12 protein-coding genes and 1 pseudogene are annotated in these 16,443 nt (G+C 45.1%); 4 read left to right on the forward strand and 9 right to left on the reverse strand.

Going from position 1 to position 16,443, the window contains the following annotated elements; translation table 11 throughout:
• Both ACO0KV_RS11960 and ACO0KV_RS11965 read left to right on the forward strand, forming a co-directional pair.
• A pseudogene (locus ACO0KV_RS11960) lies at positions 1–117 on the forward strand (IS30 family transposase); the annotation flags it as partial.
• 208 nt (positions 118–325) lie between these two features.
• On the forward strand, positions 326–1,627 hold the full coding sequence (locus ACO0KV_RS11965) for an MFS transporter (RefSeq protein ID WP_423042758.1): 1,302 nt from the start codon (positions 326–328) through the stop codon (positions 1,625–1,627).
• 78 nt (positions 1,628–1,705) lie between these two features.
• Here ACO0KV_RS11965 and ACO0KV_RS11970 read toward each other — a convergent pair whose 3' ends face one another.
• The 8 genes from ACO0KV_RS11970 to ACO0KV_RS12005 form a co-directional block, all read right to left on the reverse strand.
• A complete protein-coding gene (locus ACO0KV_RS11970; RefSeq protein ID WP_423042759.1) occupies positions 1,706–2,332 on the reverse strand; it encodes an ABC transporter ATP-binding protein in 627 nt (208 codons plus the stop codon).
• A 188-nt stretch (positions 2,333–2,520) separates the two neighbouring features.
• The gene (locus ACO0KV_RS11975) at positions 2,521–4,167 is read right to left on the reverse strand and encodes a tetratricopeptide repeat protein (protein WP_423042760.1); all 1,647 of its coding nucleotides are present in this window, start codon (positions 4,165–4,167) and stop codon (positions 2,521–2,523) included.
• A 17-nt stretch (positions 4,168–4,184) separates the two neighbouring features.
• Positions 4,185–4,484: a hypothetical protein gene (locus ACO0KV_RS11980; protein WP_423042761.1), complete on the reverse strand. Its 300-nt coding sequence runs from the start codon at positions 4,482–4,484 to the stop codon at positions 4,185–4,187.
• A gap of 177 nt (positions 4,485–4,661) precedes the next feature.
• Positions 4,662–5,141 carry an acyl-CoA thioesterase gene (locus ACO0KV_RS11985; RefSeq protein WP_423042762.1) on the reverse strand — a complete coding sequence of 160 codons (480 nt, stop codon included), beginning with the start codon at positions 5,139–5,141 and terminating at the stop codon, positions 4,662–4,664.
• Positions 5,142–5,153: 12 nt separating this feature from the next.
• Complete coding sequence (locus ACO0KV_RS11990) at positions 5,154–5,519, reverse strand: RidA family protein (RefSeq protein ID WP_423042763.1); 366 nt, start codon at positions 5,517–5,519, stop codon at positions 5,154–5,156.
• A gap of 37 nt (positions 5,520–5,556) precedes the next feature.
• A complete protein-coding gene (locus ACO0KV_RS11995) occupies positions 5,557–7,092 on the reverse strand; it encodes an efflux transporter outer membrane subunit (RefSeq protein WP_423042764.1) in 1,536 nt (511 codons plus the stop codon).
• On the reverse strand, positions 7,092–10,184 hold the full coding sequence (locus ACO0KV_RS12000) for an efflux RND transporter permease subunit (protein WP_423042765.1): 3,093 nt from the start codon (positions 10,182–10,184) through the stop codon (positions 7,092–7,094). Before ACO0KV_RS12000 ends, ACO0KV_RS11995 begins: the two co-directional genes overlap by 1 nt.
• Entirely contained in the window at positions 10,177–11,373 is a 1,197-nt protein-coding gene (locus tag ACO0KV_RS12005) for an efflux RND transporter periplasmic adaptor subunit (protein ID WP_423042766.1), read from the reverse strand. The genes ACO0KV_RS12000 and ACO0KV_RS12005 overlap by 8 nt, the downstream gene beginning before the upstream one ends.
• Positions 11,374–11,834: 461 nt before the next feature.
• Here ACO0KV_RS12005 and ACO0KV_RS12010 point away from each other — a divergent pair, with 461 nt between their 5' ends.
• A complete protein-coding gene (locus ACO0KV_RS12010) occupies positions 11,835–13,985 on the forward strand; it encodes a UvrD-helicase domain-containing protein (protein WP_423042767.1) in 2,151 nt (716 codons plus the stop codon).
• 79 nt (positions 13,986–14,064) lie between these two features.
• On the opposite strand, the gene ACO0KV_RS12015 is transcribed toward ACO0KV_RS12010, so the two are convergent.
• Entirely contained in the window at positions 14,065–14,946 is an 882-nt protein-coding gene (locus ACO0KV_RS12015) for an amino acid ABC transporter substrate-binding protein (RefSeq protein ID WP_423042768.1), read from the reverse strand.
• 292 nt (positions 14,947–15,238) lie between these two features.
• Between ACO0KV_RS12015 and ACO0KV_RS12020 the strand changes: the two genes are divergently transcribed.
• Positions 15,239–16,435: a cystathionine beta-lyase gene (locus tag ACO0KV_RS12020; RefSeq protein ID WP_423042816.1), complete on the forward strand. Its 1,197-nt coding sequence runs from the start codon at positions 15,239–15,241 to the stop codon at positions 16,433–16,435.
• Positions 16,436–16,443 lie beyond the last annotated feature (8 nt).

Here is a 16,443-nt window from a genome sequence, read left to right on the forward strand (position 1 = left end):
ACACAACAGGAGATTGATCACGCCATGAAAAGACTGAATAATCGACCAAGAAAAAGATTAGGATACCTTACACCCAATCAGGTATTCTTCAAAAATACGCTTGCACTTCAAAATTGAACTCGCGAAACTTTTAAAAAAAGCAAAAATTGTTTAGCGGACTTTGAAAATATTGGCGTTGCGCAGTCTGTCGATAAATTTTAAATGTGATAAGTTTCGGTATTGGAGTCAAATTGACGGTAACTGGTGTGTATTGTCACTTACCTTTGTCTGTCGAAGACAATGTATGGTATTGAATGACCTAAGGATTGATTGAAAGAAGCTTGATATGAATAAAGTTGTGAATGCGATTTCTCGTCGTATACCTTTTAGTTACGTTTGGATTATTGTTGGCATTGTGTTTCTTGCGCTGTTATCAGCCGCTGGAATCAGGGCAACTCCAGCGATTATGATTTTGCCGCTGGAGCATGAATTTGGCTGGAGTCGAACCACGATATCATTGGTTATTTCTATCAATATCGCTTTGTATGGTTTGATAGGCCCTTTCTCAGCTGCTGCGATGCAAAGTTACGGTATTCGCCGGATGATCCTTGGTGCGATGGGATTGCTTGCAATAGGAACGTTACTCAGTACTTTCATGACAATGCCTTGGCATATGATGGTGGCATGGGGCGTTGTTGTCGGCGCTGGTAGCGGTGTCGTAGCCAATACCTTAGCGGCGACGATTGTCGGTCGCTGGTTTGAGACTCGTCGAGGGTTAGCGATGGGCGTGTTGACTGCGAGCGCAGCAACTGGACAAATGGTATTTTTGCCGTTGATGGCGTATATGGTTGATCACGTCGGGTGGCGCTCTGTCGCACTGATGGTATCAGCGGTTGCGGCAATAGCGATCCCGGTGATTGCTATTCTTTTGCCTGAAAAACCTGAGGACGTAGGAATGAAACGCTACGGTCAGCTTGATGACGTAGTGCAAAGATCCATGACGGGTGGCAATCCTTTTCTGGCTGCGTTGAGCGCATTAAAAAGAGCAGTTGGGATTAGAGATTTTTGGCTTTTGTTTTTTAGCTTTTTCGTCTGTGGAATGAGTACTAACGGATACATCGGTGCACATTTTATTGCGATGTGCAATGACTATGGCATTTTGGCCGTCGGTGGTGCAAGTATTCTCGCTGCAATGGGCGTTTTGGATTTAATTGGTACAACACTCTCTGGATGGTTGTCCGATCGTTACAATGCGAGAGTTTTATTGTTTTGGTATTACGGCTTGCGTGGTATCGCTTTGATTTTCTTGCCGCAGGCATTTGGACTCAGCTATTTCGGCTTGCCGATCTTTGCGATCATCTATGGTCTGGACTGGATTGCCACTGTGCCGCCGACGGTGCGCCTCGCCAACGATGTTTTCGGAAGGGCTGCTGCACCGATTATTTTTGGTTGGGTCGTCGTCGGACACCAACTTGGTGCAGCCAGCGCGGCATTGCTTGCAGGTTACATGCGTAATAGTTTAGGTAGCTATACCGCATCGTCAATGATGATGGGTGCAGCTTGTATTGTTGCCGCCGTGATGGTACTCCGTATCCACGGACAGAAGCATCATACCGATGAGCCAGCTCCGGCCTCGGCAGTAGGTTGACTCAATTGAGAAGCCTTGCGTGATTTCAATGTGGTGTTATGAATGAATTGGTGTTGCTTAAGGTACTCCAATTCATTATTAACTCCCTAAATCGATTATCTTCGTTGGGTGTATGGCATCTAATTCATGATAAGTCGAGATGACCCATGATTGATTCCTCAATGACAGTAATTGGTTTAACGTGGTCGTAAAAAATTGTATTGAAAGCTTGTCGACCCCCGCAAAAGCGTCATCAAGCAGTGTGACTGGTTGTCGGGCAGATAGCGCAGCAGCAAGCCAGACTTTACGTTTGGTTCCTGTTGATAGCATGAAAAACTGTTTATCAAGATGTGGCAATAGACCCAAGCCATTGACTGCAGCGACTAACAAGTCTTGGTCAAAATTTTGATGGGCTATCGATAGAGTCGAGAGAAGATCATTGACGATGAACTGATCAAAAATTTGTTTTTTAGTGTCAACCCAAAATATGTTTTTTTGATATTCCAGACGATCTGCCTCCAGACTGACGTTATTGATTGCAACATCTCCATGGAGAATCGGCAATTCTCCTGCAAGGATATTAAGAAAACTACTTTTACCGCAACCATCTCCCCCTGTTAATATCGTTAAACCATGATAAATATCGACAGATAAAGTATCAAAAAGTGTTTTTTCTGGGTAGTGAAAAGTCACTTTGTTTACTTGTAGGATAGGGGTTGTGTTCATGGCTCGACGATTCTTAATGCGTGGGGAAAGTGAAAATATGTCGCACATCGGCGAGTAATAATGAGTTCGGTGTATATGTGGTGCCGTTTTTCAGTATTCTTTTTGAATCAGAATAAGGACATCGTCTTAATCAAAAGTTTAAGTGTTGAAGTTTATCCCAGAGTTTGCACGTACCTAATTGCATCTATTTAATTTGACTTCTTGAATTGATGCAATTTTTCTAGGATTGGATTCACCACGGTTGTCCAGTCGCCCTGTTTTGTTTGCCTGAATAACTCCACTGTGGGATACCAAGGGCTCTTGTTTGTATTAAACATCCAACGCCAGTCTGGGCAAAATGGAAGCATGACCCACGTCGGTTTCCCCATAGCAGCCGCAAGATGGAGAATAGAAGTGTCAACGGAGATAACAAGGTCAACAAGGTCAATTAATGCAGCAGTATCGCTAAAAGACTTTATCTCGGGACGATGAATAACTGTCTTTTCGATTGAGTTGATAAAATGGGCACTCGCCTCCGTCATATCTTTTTGTAACACAATGAATTCAGCGTCGAACTCTAAAATAGTTTTCAAGTGCTCTACACCGATTGATCGATTATGATCGTTTGTATGTTTTGGATTGCCTGACCAAGTCAGTCCAATACGCATAGGACGATGGTTGGGTCCGATTGTGTTGTTCCATTTTTCACGTAATTCAGGATCGCTGTTTAAGTATGGAACGGTATTGGGGATGGTGTCAACGGTCGTCCCAAACGCTAATGGCAAACTCATTAATGGACAGTGATAATCGTGGGGAGGCGGAGTTCCTGATTCGCCGATGACATGTGTCACCCCAGGAATTGATTTGAGCTGTTGCATTAGCACGACCTGAGCCGCTAATACCACTACGATAATGCTCTTTGGTCCCGCATCAGAGACGAGTTTGACGTAGCGTATAAATTGAAATGTGTCACCAAAACCTTGTTCAGCAACAAGCATGATTGTCTTGTTATTGAGACTTTCAAGGCGGTTCCACCTTGGACTAGTCGTCTTAATTTTGCCGAGACCTAAGCGTTCCAATTGCCAGCGACTCTCGAATTTTTGCCAGCCAAGACGGAAATCACCCCTTAAAAGCCTGATGATTGATTCTTCAAACCTAGCGGCTATGTAGTCGGGTTTGATCTCCTGAGCGCGTTCAAGGAGTCGGAGTGCTTCTTCGAAATGGTTGACAGATAAATGCACTGCCGCGCGGTTGTAACATAGTTCCGGACTTTCGTTAATCAGCGATTCTACTTTGTCATAACAGGTCAGTGCTTCGTCAGCTTTTAGTAAATAGGCTAATGTGTTCCCCAAATGCATGTAGAGATCAGGAAAATCAGGGTATAAGTTGATACCTTGTCGGACGATAGTCTCAGCTCTTTCAAGTTGTCGACATGAAAAAAGTGCCAGACAAAGATCGCGATAGACAAACGGTTGGTCTTGATTAATCTTTAGAGATTTTTCAAAGTATTGAACAGCACCTTCATAATTCTTATCAGCTAACGCTATAGTCCCCAAAAGGTAATGCGAGTCTGCAATCTCAGGTGCTAAATCGATTGCTGTTTTAAGATAAGTCTCAGCTAGTTTATATTGCTTTAAACCGCAATAGATATGCCCACACATTACGTGTGCTGTAGCTATCTCTGGTTCTAATACAATCGCTTGTTTGTAGAGATCAAGCGCTTTCATCGTGTTGCCAGCGCGGATGGCAACATCAGCTTCATGCTTAATTGCAGCAGCATCTTTTTTTTGCAGTGCTTTATATGTTGTCGATGTCTGATTTGTTGCGGGAAGAAGATTCTTCAGAAATTTAAACATGGCAGCAGTGTGCTTTCTTAGAGTCTGGTCATAATCATTGTCGTCATCTCGTCCGCAAACTCGCGATCAAAATTGGCTTCAATGAGTCGCCATTTAAAAGCATTGCCAAGTTGTGCTTTTTTATAAATATTCAGTTTGTTTGTTTGACCAAAGATATCGACTTTTGCCAAAATTTTCACTAGTACTTCTTTGCGTTTTGGCATTAATTTATTTTTATTCTTAGCTGCTTCTTGTGGCATTTTTTCAATAATGAAATCGGCGAGTGAAATGCCAAACGCCTTTGCCGCTGAGGCATCAAACCAATTGAACATAATCATGGATCTAATAAAGGGTCGAATTGAACGCGAACGAGTAGTTTCAAGAGTATGTTACTCTGCTTCGAAGGTAACTCCCACGCTATAGTTAGTTTGTATTTTACTACATCGGTACTATATATATTCTTTCGGAAACAATTGTTACAGACCGCAAAGCGCCACAAAATGTAACTCTTCATTTCAGCGTCGATATGTGACGCGTGTTACTGCGGGTAGATATTTTTGGCAAAATTCCGGAGGCATTCTGCGTGCTTTGCCTGAGCTGATCTCGATGCAAACCAAGTCCCACTGTGCTCTGAAAATAACCGACTGATCGGTTTCACGGATAAGTTGAAATCGGCGTCGCATATTTAGCTTTTCATCTGTGTCGATAAGCCAAGTAGCAAGAAGAAGTTTTTCGCCAAGGGTTGACGGTAGGAGGTAGTCATATTCGGCATGCCGGATCGCCATTGCGCGATCAAGGCGTTGGTAATCGGGTAATCCTAACCCTAAAGCCTCAGAGTGTGCCCAGCCGATTACTTCGCACCATTGAACGTAGACTGCGTTGTTTGTGTGATGTAATCCGTCAATGTGGGTGGCGTCAGGGGTGCAGTGGATTAAAAAAGGCGACGGAAAATCCCAGCTAAACTCAGTACTCACGATGGTCTTATTTTCTTCCATTTAATCATTCTTTCACATTTTTATCGCTGCTTGTACTTCAATTTCAATTTTGTATTCGGGTCTAATTAATTTCGCGCCAATAGTTGTTCGGGATGGGGTGTGGCCAGGAACAACCCAGTCATCCCAGACAGAGTTCATCAACGCGTAATCGCCGACAGAGGCAAGAAAAATGCGTACCGATACGATCGACGTTTTGTCGCCGCCTTCTTTTTCTAATAGCCGCTCGATGAACATGAGAATTTCACGTGTCTGACCAGTGATGTCGAGGGAGGTGTTTTCTGCAACCTGTCCTGACAAGTAGAGTAATTTCGCGGTCCCCAGATGCACAGCGGTCATCTCGCTGAAACGCGGCCCTACTTCATGTCTGGCAATTTCCATACATTCTCCGTTGTTCTTTGTTGACAACTACCGTTGATCAAGACGTTGCATTTTGTTTTTCAGATGTACGGTTTCTGTTCATCCATCCGCCACCTAGTGATTGAATCAGTGCGACTGTATCTGTTAGGCGATTTGCCTGTGCCTGTACTAAGTTGACCGTCGATTGCTGATAGATCTGTTCCGCCACCAATAACGTTGCAGTGCTGATGTCGCCTAAAGCAAACTGCTTACGCGCAATAGTAACGCTCTTCAAGCTGGCTTGCTCGGCTTTGTATGCGGCAGCATAAGCGTTGGTGTCGTGCTGAATCGCTTGCAAAGAGTCAGCGACGTTTTGGAACGCACCAAGAACTATTGCGCGGTATTGTGCTGCTGCCTGGTCATAGGCCGCTTGTGCTACAGCTTGTTTATGTTTCAGCGCACCACCATCAAATATTGGTTGCGTGATATTAGCTGCCAGATTCCAGAATACGCCACTGGCTTTGAGTAGGTCTGAAAAGTTTTCTGCAGCGCTGCCGTAACTGGTTGCGCCAATCGAAATAGTCGGTAGCCGATTAGCGATCGCAATACCAATTCCAGCACTAGCGGCATGCATTTGCTCTTCTGCAGCACGCACGTCTGGACGTTGTTCGACGAGTTTTGATGGTAGCGATAGTGGTAACTCCGTAGGCAGGTGGAGATCAGTCAACTCGAATGTCGCGATGCCGCTCTCATTGGGATAACGTCCGGCAAGAGCTAGGATCAAATCACGTTGAACCGCTAATTGTTTCTCCAACGGGGGAAGTAGTGTTTCGCTGGTGGCGAGCGCGGCTTGCTGTGCTGTAACATCTGCTTGACCAACTTGTCCTAGAGCGAGTTGATGTTCAAACATGTCCAACAGTTGTCTCTGACTGCGAATCACCTCTTGAGTGGCGTGTATCTGACCGCGTAACATTGCTTCCTGAATCGCAGCATTCGTGACGTTACTTGCCAGGGTCAAATAAGCAGCTTCTAACTGAAAACGCTGGTTTTCCTCTAAAGCTGCTTCCGATTCTACTTGGCGTTTATTTCCACCAAAAACATCCATCGAATACGAAACGGAAATCTCAGCTGTTTGTACGTTGTAATAAGTTGCACCGGATGCGGCAGGGCTTGCCAGTGGCTTAGCGACCCGTTGACGGGTAGGGGAATAGGATCCGGATATGGTAGGGAAGTAAGCGGCTTGCTGGGCAGCGGTCGCTTCTTGCGCGCCGCGTAAGGCCGCTCTGGCTGCTTCAATCGTCGGGTTATTCTTTATGCTTGCTTCAACCAAATCGTTCAATGCTTTATTGTGGAATAATTCCCACCACTCAGCTGGAATATCCCTGCCTTGAACTAGTTGTTGGCGCTCAACATGATGTGCGCTATCGACGCCCGATGTTGGCGTGGTGTTAGATGTAGCGCTAGTTGTAACGTACTCGCTTGGTAAAGGTTGTGCCGGACGTTGGTAGTCAGGACCAACCGCACAACCACTTAAGCCGACCACTAAGGCGCTCACTAAAGCAAGTGAGCAGGGCGTACGTTTACAATCGAATGTGTGGAAAGATGTCGTCTTCATTATCTGCTATGCCTTGAATTTTTATTTTCTTTGCTTTCGACAAAGCGCTCTAACGCGAAATAAAATGTCGGCAAAATGAATAGGGTCAATAGGGTAGAGATAATCAAGCCACCGACAACCACGGTTGCTAGATCGCGTTGAACGTCTGTACCAACACCGGTCGCCAAAGCTGCTGGCAGCATACCAAATGATGCCACGGTGGCAGTCATTAATACGGGTCGTAAACGCTCGGCAGCGCCTTTGATTACGGTGTCATGTAGTGAAAAACCGCTACCCCGGACGCGCCGGAAGTTAGCGACCATAATAATACCGTTTTGAACTGATACGCCGAATAGGGCAATAAATCCAACCGCTGTTGCGACGTTGAGTGTTTCTCCCGTCAGATGAATTGCGATTAGCCCACCTAGCGCGGCCAGTGGTACTACACCTAATACCAAAATTGCCTGGCGCAGTTTGCCGAATTGGAAGAACAAAAGAACCCCCATGACCAGCAATACGACGCCTAAAATCACCGTCAACCGCTGTTGTGCACGCTGTTGGTTTTCAAATTGTCCCGCCCACTCAAGGTGGATTTTTTCTTTATTGAATTTGACTTCAGTGTCGATGCGTTGTTGTGCCTCAGCTAAGTAAGACGTCAGATCACGCCCACGGTTATCAATGCGTACAGTCACTTGACGTTCGTTAAATTCGTGGGAGATTGTGCTTTCACCGGATTGCATTTGAATTTTTGCCACTTGTGATAGCGGAATCTTTGCGCCAGTTGAACTGTTCAAAAACAAATTACCTAATGATTCAATATTGCTTTTATTTTCTTTAGGAAATCTAACCGTGACATTATAGGTGCGGTCTTCAACAAACACGGGCGTCACTGGCGCACCGCCAATGCCTGTCTGGATCAGATTGGCGATGTCTTGAACATTAATCCCAAAGCGTGCAGCTGCCTCACGGTCGATTTTAATTGCCATTTGTGGAATCGGCGGTTCTTGGAACAGTGATGCAGAAGCGGTACCTTTGATGGTTTGTAGAATATCAACAATTTGATTGCCGATACGACGATTTTCTTTGAGGTCTGTGCCATATACACGTAATACCAAGGGGCTATGTGCACCGCCAATCGCATCGTTTACGCCGTCAATGATTGGCTGACTAATACCGATCGAAAAGCCCGGCATTTGGGTAAAGCGTTTTGTGAGTTTATCGATTAACTCCGCTTTGCTTTCGTGATCAGGCCATTGATCATATGGCTTCAATCCAACAGGCATCTCGATATGGGATGGCGTCCATGGATCTGTCCCATCGTCACTCCGGCCAAGCTGGGTGACGACATAAGAAATTTCAGGGTATTCATGAAGAGCGCGCCGCAATTCAGTCGCCATATCGTTGGCTTTGTCCAGAGACAAGCCAGAAGGTAGCTGTACTTGTAACCACAACGCGCCCTCATCCAATTCTGGTAAAAACTCTCGACCTGCGCTTGCGCCAAGAACAACAACCGCAACTAACGCGACAGCAGCGGCAGTATAGGCAATGAAAGGACGATGTAAGAGCGCGTCTAGTGTCGCGCTATATTTATTCGTCAGCCAGATTAAGGGGCGGTTATGAAACACCTTTTGCGGCTTGCGAAGGGCTGCGAATGCCAACCCCGGAATTAACACGATAGAGCAAATTAAGGCGCCCAGTAGTGCATAACCTACTGTGTACGCCATTGGTGTAAACAATTTACCTTCAGCGCGTTGGAATGCAAACAAAGGCAGATACGCGGTAATAATGATCAGCGTCGCAAAGAAAATAGGGTGCGCTACCTGACTCACGGTTTCCAGAATATCTTCTTCATTCAGTTCTACATCAGGAGCTTCTTCTCGACGTCGTAGAATCGCCTCCATCACAACAATTGCGCCATCGACAATAATACCGAAGTCAATTGCTCCTAGTGAGAACAGATTGGCAGGCATTTTAGTTGCATACATAATGATGAATACCGTCACCAAGGCGATTGGAATAGCAACTGCTGCGACAATGGCGCTACGAGGACTGCCGAGGAACAGAATCAGAACAATACAAACTAATCCAATGCCTTCGATTACCGTATGAGAGACCTTGTGCACTGTTAATTTAACTAAGTCGTCACGGTCTATGTAAGGCACAATCTTGATGCCCATTGGTGCCAGACGTTTTTGTAGATATTCTACCTTGGCGTGTACCCCTTCCAGCACTTTGGACGGATTTTCATATTTGAGCATTAATACGATGCCTTGGATCGTATCGGGGTTGGCATCTTTTCCTAAGATGCCCTCACGCTCTTGATGTCCGAACTGAAGCTTACCCAAATCACGGACCAAGACCGGCACGCCATTACTTTGCGTGACGACGACGGCGCCTAAATCATCTAATGAGTGAACCTGTCCGATGCCACGCACGACATAACTCTGTTCTCCGCGCGAGATGCGCCCCCCACCGGCGTTGGCAGAATTGGCATTGATGGCATTGACGACGTCGTTCAATACCACGTTGTATCGTTGCAATTGATTCGGGTCGAGTTCTAACTGAAATTCTTTTGTGAAACCACCAAAGTTATTGACGTCTGCAACACCTGCAACTTGTTTAAACGCTGGCGTAACAATCCATTTTTGCGCTTCTGAAAGCGCCATCAGATTTTTGGTGTCTGATTCGAGGGTGTAGCGAAAAATCTCGCCCGCGGGACTCGATACGGGGGCAAGCGTAGCCTGAACGCCGGTTGGTAATGTCACTTGTGCTATACGCTCATTAACGCGTTGACGTGCAAAATAGTCCTCAGTACCATCTTGAAACACCAGCGTGATTAATGATAGTGCAAACGTACTGCTCGAGCGCGTCGCAACAACACCTGGTGTGTTACTGAGTGCTCGCTCGAGTGGAACGGTAATTTGCTCTTCAATTTCTTCCGCGGCTAGTCCTGGCGCCTGCGTTGTTACCTGGACAGTAACGTCACTGATGTCCGGATAGGCCTCTACGGCCATTTTTGTCCATGAGATATAGCCATAGATACTGACCAAAATAGCGATGACCCATGCCAGATGGCGACGTCTGAAACATAAAGCGATTAACTGATTAATCATTGAGCAGCACTCCTCCGCTGACCACAATTTTGTCGCCTTGAGATAAACCACTTACGATAGCGGCAGAGTCAGCTTCTTCATTGCCGACGATGACAGTTTTGCGCACAAAGGTCCAAGGTGCTATTTCAACAAAAACGGTGATGTTGTCGTTATTCATCAGCAAGGCTGATGTTGGAACGCGAATCTGTTTCGTTTGTGGTACAGAAACGGACACTGTCGCAAACATATTTGGTTTGAGAAAACCGTCTTTATTTGAAGCAATGATACGTGTCTTATTGCGGCGGGTGTCTGGTTCTAAAATCGAATTGACGATATCAATCTTACCTTTGATGACTTTGCCGGGATAGGCGGCAAGGCGGATATCAACGCTTTGTCCCTTGGCGATGGCTTGTAACTGCGACTCAGGTACAGCGGCGGTTACCCAGACGCTGTCGAGATTGGAAATCGTCATTATCTGAGCAGTGGCATCATTGATGTAGGCGCCAGCGGCATTATTTATCGCTGTGACGGTCCCAGCGACTGGTGCAAGGACTTTTAATGTGTGCGATTTATCGTTCGTTTTAGTGTCAACGCCCAGAGCTGCTAACTTTGTTTCTGCACGTTTCATCTCTGCAGATGTCTGTACGACGTTACTTTCTAATTGTTCTAAGTCTTTTGCTGCATTGGCACCAGCTGCATTCACACCTTTGCCGCGTGCTAATGCGGAACGTGCTAATTCCAGAGCGTCTTTCGCTTTTTCAGCATCTGCATAAGCTTGTGCAAGATCCCCGGAGCTGATAACTGCGAGCAATTGCCCCGCTTTGACCGTGTCACCTAATTTTACTTTGACTTCTGCAAGTCGACCCGTTAGTGGCGGTAATACGTAAACGGTACGGCTAGAGTCTGCTTCAACAGCGGCAGGAAAATTCAATATGTGAGGGATGTCTGCCATAGCCACTGACGCGACTTTTAAGCGGTTCCGGAATGGTGATTTTTCAGGGACGATGATTTGTTCACCATGTCGTACTAGCATTGCTTCGGGTGCAGTTCCTTTGCCACCATCCGCAGTTGCTGATGAAACAGTCAGGAGAGCACATATTGCAAACGCCGGTAAAGTCGCTAAGGTCGCCATGCTGATATACTTTTGACGGGGATGGGCACTGAGAGAGGATAGGGTTGCTTTTATGGCTTTGATTGCAATATTGCTCATGCAATTGCTCCTGGTTAAATGCTTGTCTTACTTATCATTCTTCACCGCGTCAAAGCAGAAATAAGGATGACGCCGAATTGTTGTTGCTCGCTATCTGTTGGATACAATGCCAGATAGGAAAATATTGCATCTTGTCGCCAATGTAGAATAAGAAGTTGACTTGTTGATGACATAAGATACATGTCTAAACTGCATAGTTGATTGTTTCTCAAAAAGTTTAATGCTTTTTAAATAATATAAATAAGCTCAAAAAAATAAACAAGTCGTCACATTTTGTAATTCATAGCTATATCGATGCATGAATTTACAATGTTATTGGTGTTTTAAATGTGGCGCACATTATAGGTCAGACGTTTGTTATTCTTCTAAACTAATTGTCACATTAGTTTGCACAAACTACGTTTATAGTGATCGGGTAAGATAGACTTGTCGTTTTTTTCAATACCTGTCAATGGCAAACTATGACCGATAACACTGTCTCAAAGTTTTTCCCACGAAAAATTGTAAGAAACCAAGAGCAAATTGAGATTCAGGTAGCTAAAAATCGTGTCATATTGGTGCAGGCTAATGCTGGTGCAGCGAAAACAACGACGTTGTCTCTTCGTATCGGTGAAGCGTTAGCGAATCATGTTCCACCAGAAAAAATTCTTGCCTTGACCTTCACAAGTGCCGCCCGCGAAGTGATACGCGCGCGCTTGATCGAGCTCGGGGTGAATTATAAGATTGTTAATGAAATTCAAATATCAACATTCGAAGAGTTCTCACAAAAAATACTGCTGAGTATTGAAGGGGAAGTCGAGGGTGGTTCAGTGCGTCAGATAGCGCATACACGTCAGGCGAAGCCCTATGCGTTGCAGGCCTTAAATCACGTCGCACAGCAGTACGCGCAAAAATTTGATTTTCTCCAGATAGAGACACATAACCTCGCAATTGCACAATTTCTCGAGGCGCAGTTAAAGCTAAAAGCGATGATGGTTTTAGATCCTTATTTTGACCTTGATGAGATCGAAAATGTGTTTAGTGTATGGGGAGTGACGGCAACCGAATATCTGACTGCAATTGAGTACGAAAGAATTCGTCGTGGAAAAAAAGATAGCCCGGTTTTTCGTGCTGAATTTGATGCAACCTACGATCTTGCCCAATATTTGCTAGCTTACCCAGGGATCGAGCAACATTTGCCGGAGTACCGTCTCGTCGTCTGTGATGAATTACATGATCTCAATGAAGCGGCTTTCTGTATTTTAAGTAAATTAATTGCAGCAGAGCGGAAGTGTTATTTTGTTGGTGCGGGTGATGAGCATCAAGTGATTCACGCAACGCTGGGCGCAAGTCGTCAATTTTTAGAGACGCGCTTTAAGGCGACTTTCCCGAATCTTAAACATTTACCGTTGACGATTACTTACAGACATGGTCCGCATCTGGCATATGCTATGCGTGAATTTACTGGAAAGCGTATTGAATCATTCCTTTCTAAGCAAACGGATATTCACCTGCTTAGTTACGATGCCCAACCGCATTCCGCAGCGCAGACTGTCATTGCTAGTCTTGAGAAATGGATGGCAGATGGAAATTCGCTTGATCAGTGTGCAATTTTAATGCGTGACCGCGATCAGTCGATTGAAATTGAGAATGCCTTAAGGATCGCTAAGCTGGCCTATAAAACGCCAGCAATGGCGAGTTATTTGCAGTGGGATGAGGTACTTTTCCTGCGCGGTGTCATGGCGATCATTCTTAATGATTTATCCTCCATAAAAAGTTACGAAGTGCGCAATGGTGTGTTGGATGCATTGGCTATTTTTGGCGATTTGAGAATTCCCGATGGAGATCTCGAGCGCGCTAAATATACGGTCGCCAAAAATCCCGAGCTTATTTTTGATTTTTCAAAAAAATATATCTATCAATCTGCTCTTCCGCATGTTCGTGTGCTGGCTGATGTTCTTTCTGATTTAAGTGATCTTGGACCAGAAATGAAGGCGGCTGATATGTTGGCCCGTGTTGTCGACAGGATGAACTTACGTGCAGTTGCCCGCCGTGTCTTTTTGCGGCCTTATGATGCTAGTGTCGTAGAAAAAGCGATTACTGGACTACTGTCGTTTGCGCGCGAGGTGGATGTGAGTCTTGCAGAATTTGCGTTAATACTAAATGACGCAGAAACCTTCGCAACGCGGCAACGTGAAAAAAATGTCGTGACATTAGATGTCGTTGCCAATGTCAAAGGAAAGGAATTTGACCATGTCATCATTCCAAGAATGGAAATGAAGGTATTTCCAAACCCGCTATTTGATACGCTGGACGAACGTCATTTATTTTACGTTGCCGCGACAAGGACAAAGACTCGTTTGACGTTATTAGTGCCTGCCGATGATGCCAAAAGGAGTCCGTTTATTAACGCGATGAAGTTAGCGCAGTTCAAAGCCGAAGCAAATAAAGCGGTTGCACGAAATACTGTAACCGCAGAACCGCCACCATCAGCCGCGGCGCGTCAGTATCTCAAAGTACCTTTTCATGAAAAGGACCACGCAAAAGCACTTGGTGCTCGCTTTGATATGGCGAGAAAGGCATGGTATGTTGAGCCTGGCGTTGATATTAAAGCGTTTTACGCTTGGATCTAGTTAGCTGTGAATTTGTACGTTAATTAAAACGTCGATTGAAAATTTAATTTGAGCGCTAATTGGCTTGCTTCGAGGGACGCTATGGTTTTAGCGGCGTGTACCAAAGTGATTGATCTGTAGTCGGTGTATCTTTTGGGACGAAAGGATTACTTAGCTTAATGAGTCGCCTTCCTTTTAAATTGAGTTTTTCAATCGCCGCCAAATTGTATTTATAGAAGATCCCGTCGAAACTGCCATCTTTGCGCATAATTTGTAAGCCCGTTTCTATCCGTTCCTTCAATTGTTGATCTTTTTGATTAAAAAAGAAGTAGTACGGGAACTGATAATAGAGCAGAAGATTTTTTTCAATAACCAAATTTGGGTAGGTAGCATGGAAACGCTCATACTCGCCAAGAATTTCGCCAATTCCCCTTGGGAACAGATCAAAGCGCTGTCCTGCCAACATTTTACTCAGTTGCGCATAGGGAGCCTGGATGACGTTAATTTTATGTGCATTGTAAATACTGTTATCGAACCAATCGATTCCTTGTCCAATGATAAATTGTCTCAGGTCCGCTTCTGATTTGACTTGATCAAATTTGCTTTGATCTTCTTTTCGTATGAGTGCAACCCGGTAGCCTAATAAGCCTTTTCTGAGAGGAATGCGGATGACGGCAAACTTTCTCTCAAGTTCTTCGGAGGTGGGATTCCAAATGATGTTGATACTATGTGTATCCCGGCTGAGCTCTTCTATCGTACGTTTCTTGGGAACGATGCTTTCGCTTGGTCGGCATTCAAAATCACCATATTTCGATCTAGTTTTTTCCAATGCCGTTCGCAAAATCTCGATGACATCGTTGAATCTTGTATCGTTCTCAATGTCGCCGGCTGAATAGATTACCGTAGTCGTCGCTTTTCCTTGCAGGGAAGCGGTAAGGATGGTGATGGTGATCGTCAACTTGATGAGTGCGCCGTATCGCATGATATTAACAATCTATTCCTATATCTGTTTTTAGTCGACGCATTAATTTAGACAACAATGATGGAAAAATAATTAAATATAGATTGAGAACGATAAGAACAGTGTTTTGTTTTAGACTAATACAGTATTCGATTCAGTGAGTTGATCTCGATTATTAGTGATGTTGCCTGCTGTGTATGTCAGGTACATGACTTCATTGATTAAAAGAAAAATTGTATGAAATACACCCTGTGATCAACATATCTTAATGTGATTTGCTTGTTAGTAATGTTAAATAATGTGGAGAATAATGATGAAAGACCCGGTAGGCAAACCAATTGGACCTAACACGCAGTTGGTTCATCACTCGTATACAGCACCCGCTGGATTTTCAGCGTTTCCGGTTGCTATTCATCATGCATCAACGGTTCTGTTTGAAAGCGTAAAAGCGATGCGAGATCGAAGTTGGCTAGAAAAGTCCTCGTACACTTATGGATTGCATGGTACTCCAACCAGCTTTACGCTTGAAGCCCGTCTGGCGCATATTGAGGGCGGGCGCCATTGTTTGCTCGCGCCGAGCGGACTTTCTGCCATCACCTTAATTGATCTGGCGCTGTTGCAAAGTGGTGATGACGTGTTGATTCCGGATAATGTGTACAGCCCTAATCGCGAACTTGCAAACTGGCTGAGTCAAAGTTTTGGCATCAGTACCCGCTACTACGATCCGATGATTGGAGCGCGGATTGCGGATCTCATTCAAAGCAATACCAAGCTGATCTGGACGGAAGCGCCGGGTTCAGTCTCCATGGAGGTGCCTGATATTCCGGCGATTTGTGCTGCAGCACATGATAAAGGGGTTCTGGTTGCGTTAGATAATACGTGGTCTGGTGGCATTGCATTCCCCGCTTTTGAACGAGGTGTTGATATCTCGATGCAGGCGTTGACCAAATATCAGAGTGGTGGTTCTGATGTCTTGATGGGGGCGGTCATTACTAGGGATGCCGGTTTATATGCCACTCTACAAATGGCTCATATGCGTCTAGGTTTGGGCGTGGGAATGGATGACGCGTATCTGGTGCTACGCAATCTTCCTAGTTTAAAACTCCGCTTTGATGCGCATGACAAGTCTGCGCGCACAATCGCTCAATGGTTATCCACGCGACCCGAGATCAACAAAGTATTGCATCCAGCCCTTAGCGATTGTTCTGGACATGAGATTTGGAAACGCGACTTTAGTGGTGCGGGAGGCCTTTTTTCGGTTTTATTTGATCCCCAGTATTCTGAGGTACAGACGGATCGCTTTGTTGAGAGTCTGAAGTTATTTAAAATCGGTTTTAGCTGGGGTGGGGCGCATAGTTTGTGTGTGCCTTACAGAATCGAAAAGATGCGGAAAAATTGGGATGAGTCTGGAGTGCTAGTGCGTTTTAATATCGGACTTGAAGATGCGGAAGATCTGATTGCCGATATTAGTCAGGCGTTAGACGGCATGTCTGCTCCAATCACGAAGTGATCAGAAAG

This window comes from Undibacterium sp. RuRC25W (genome assembly GCF_049339825.1).
GTDB lineage: Bacteria > Pseudomonadota > Gammaproteobacteria > Burkholderiales > Burkholderiaceae_D > Undibacterium.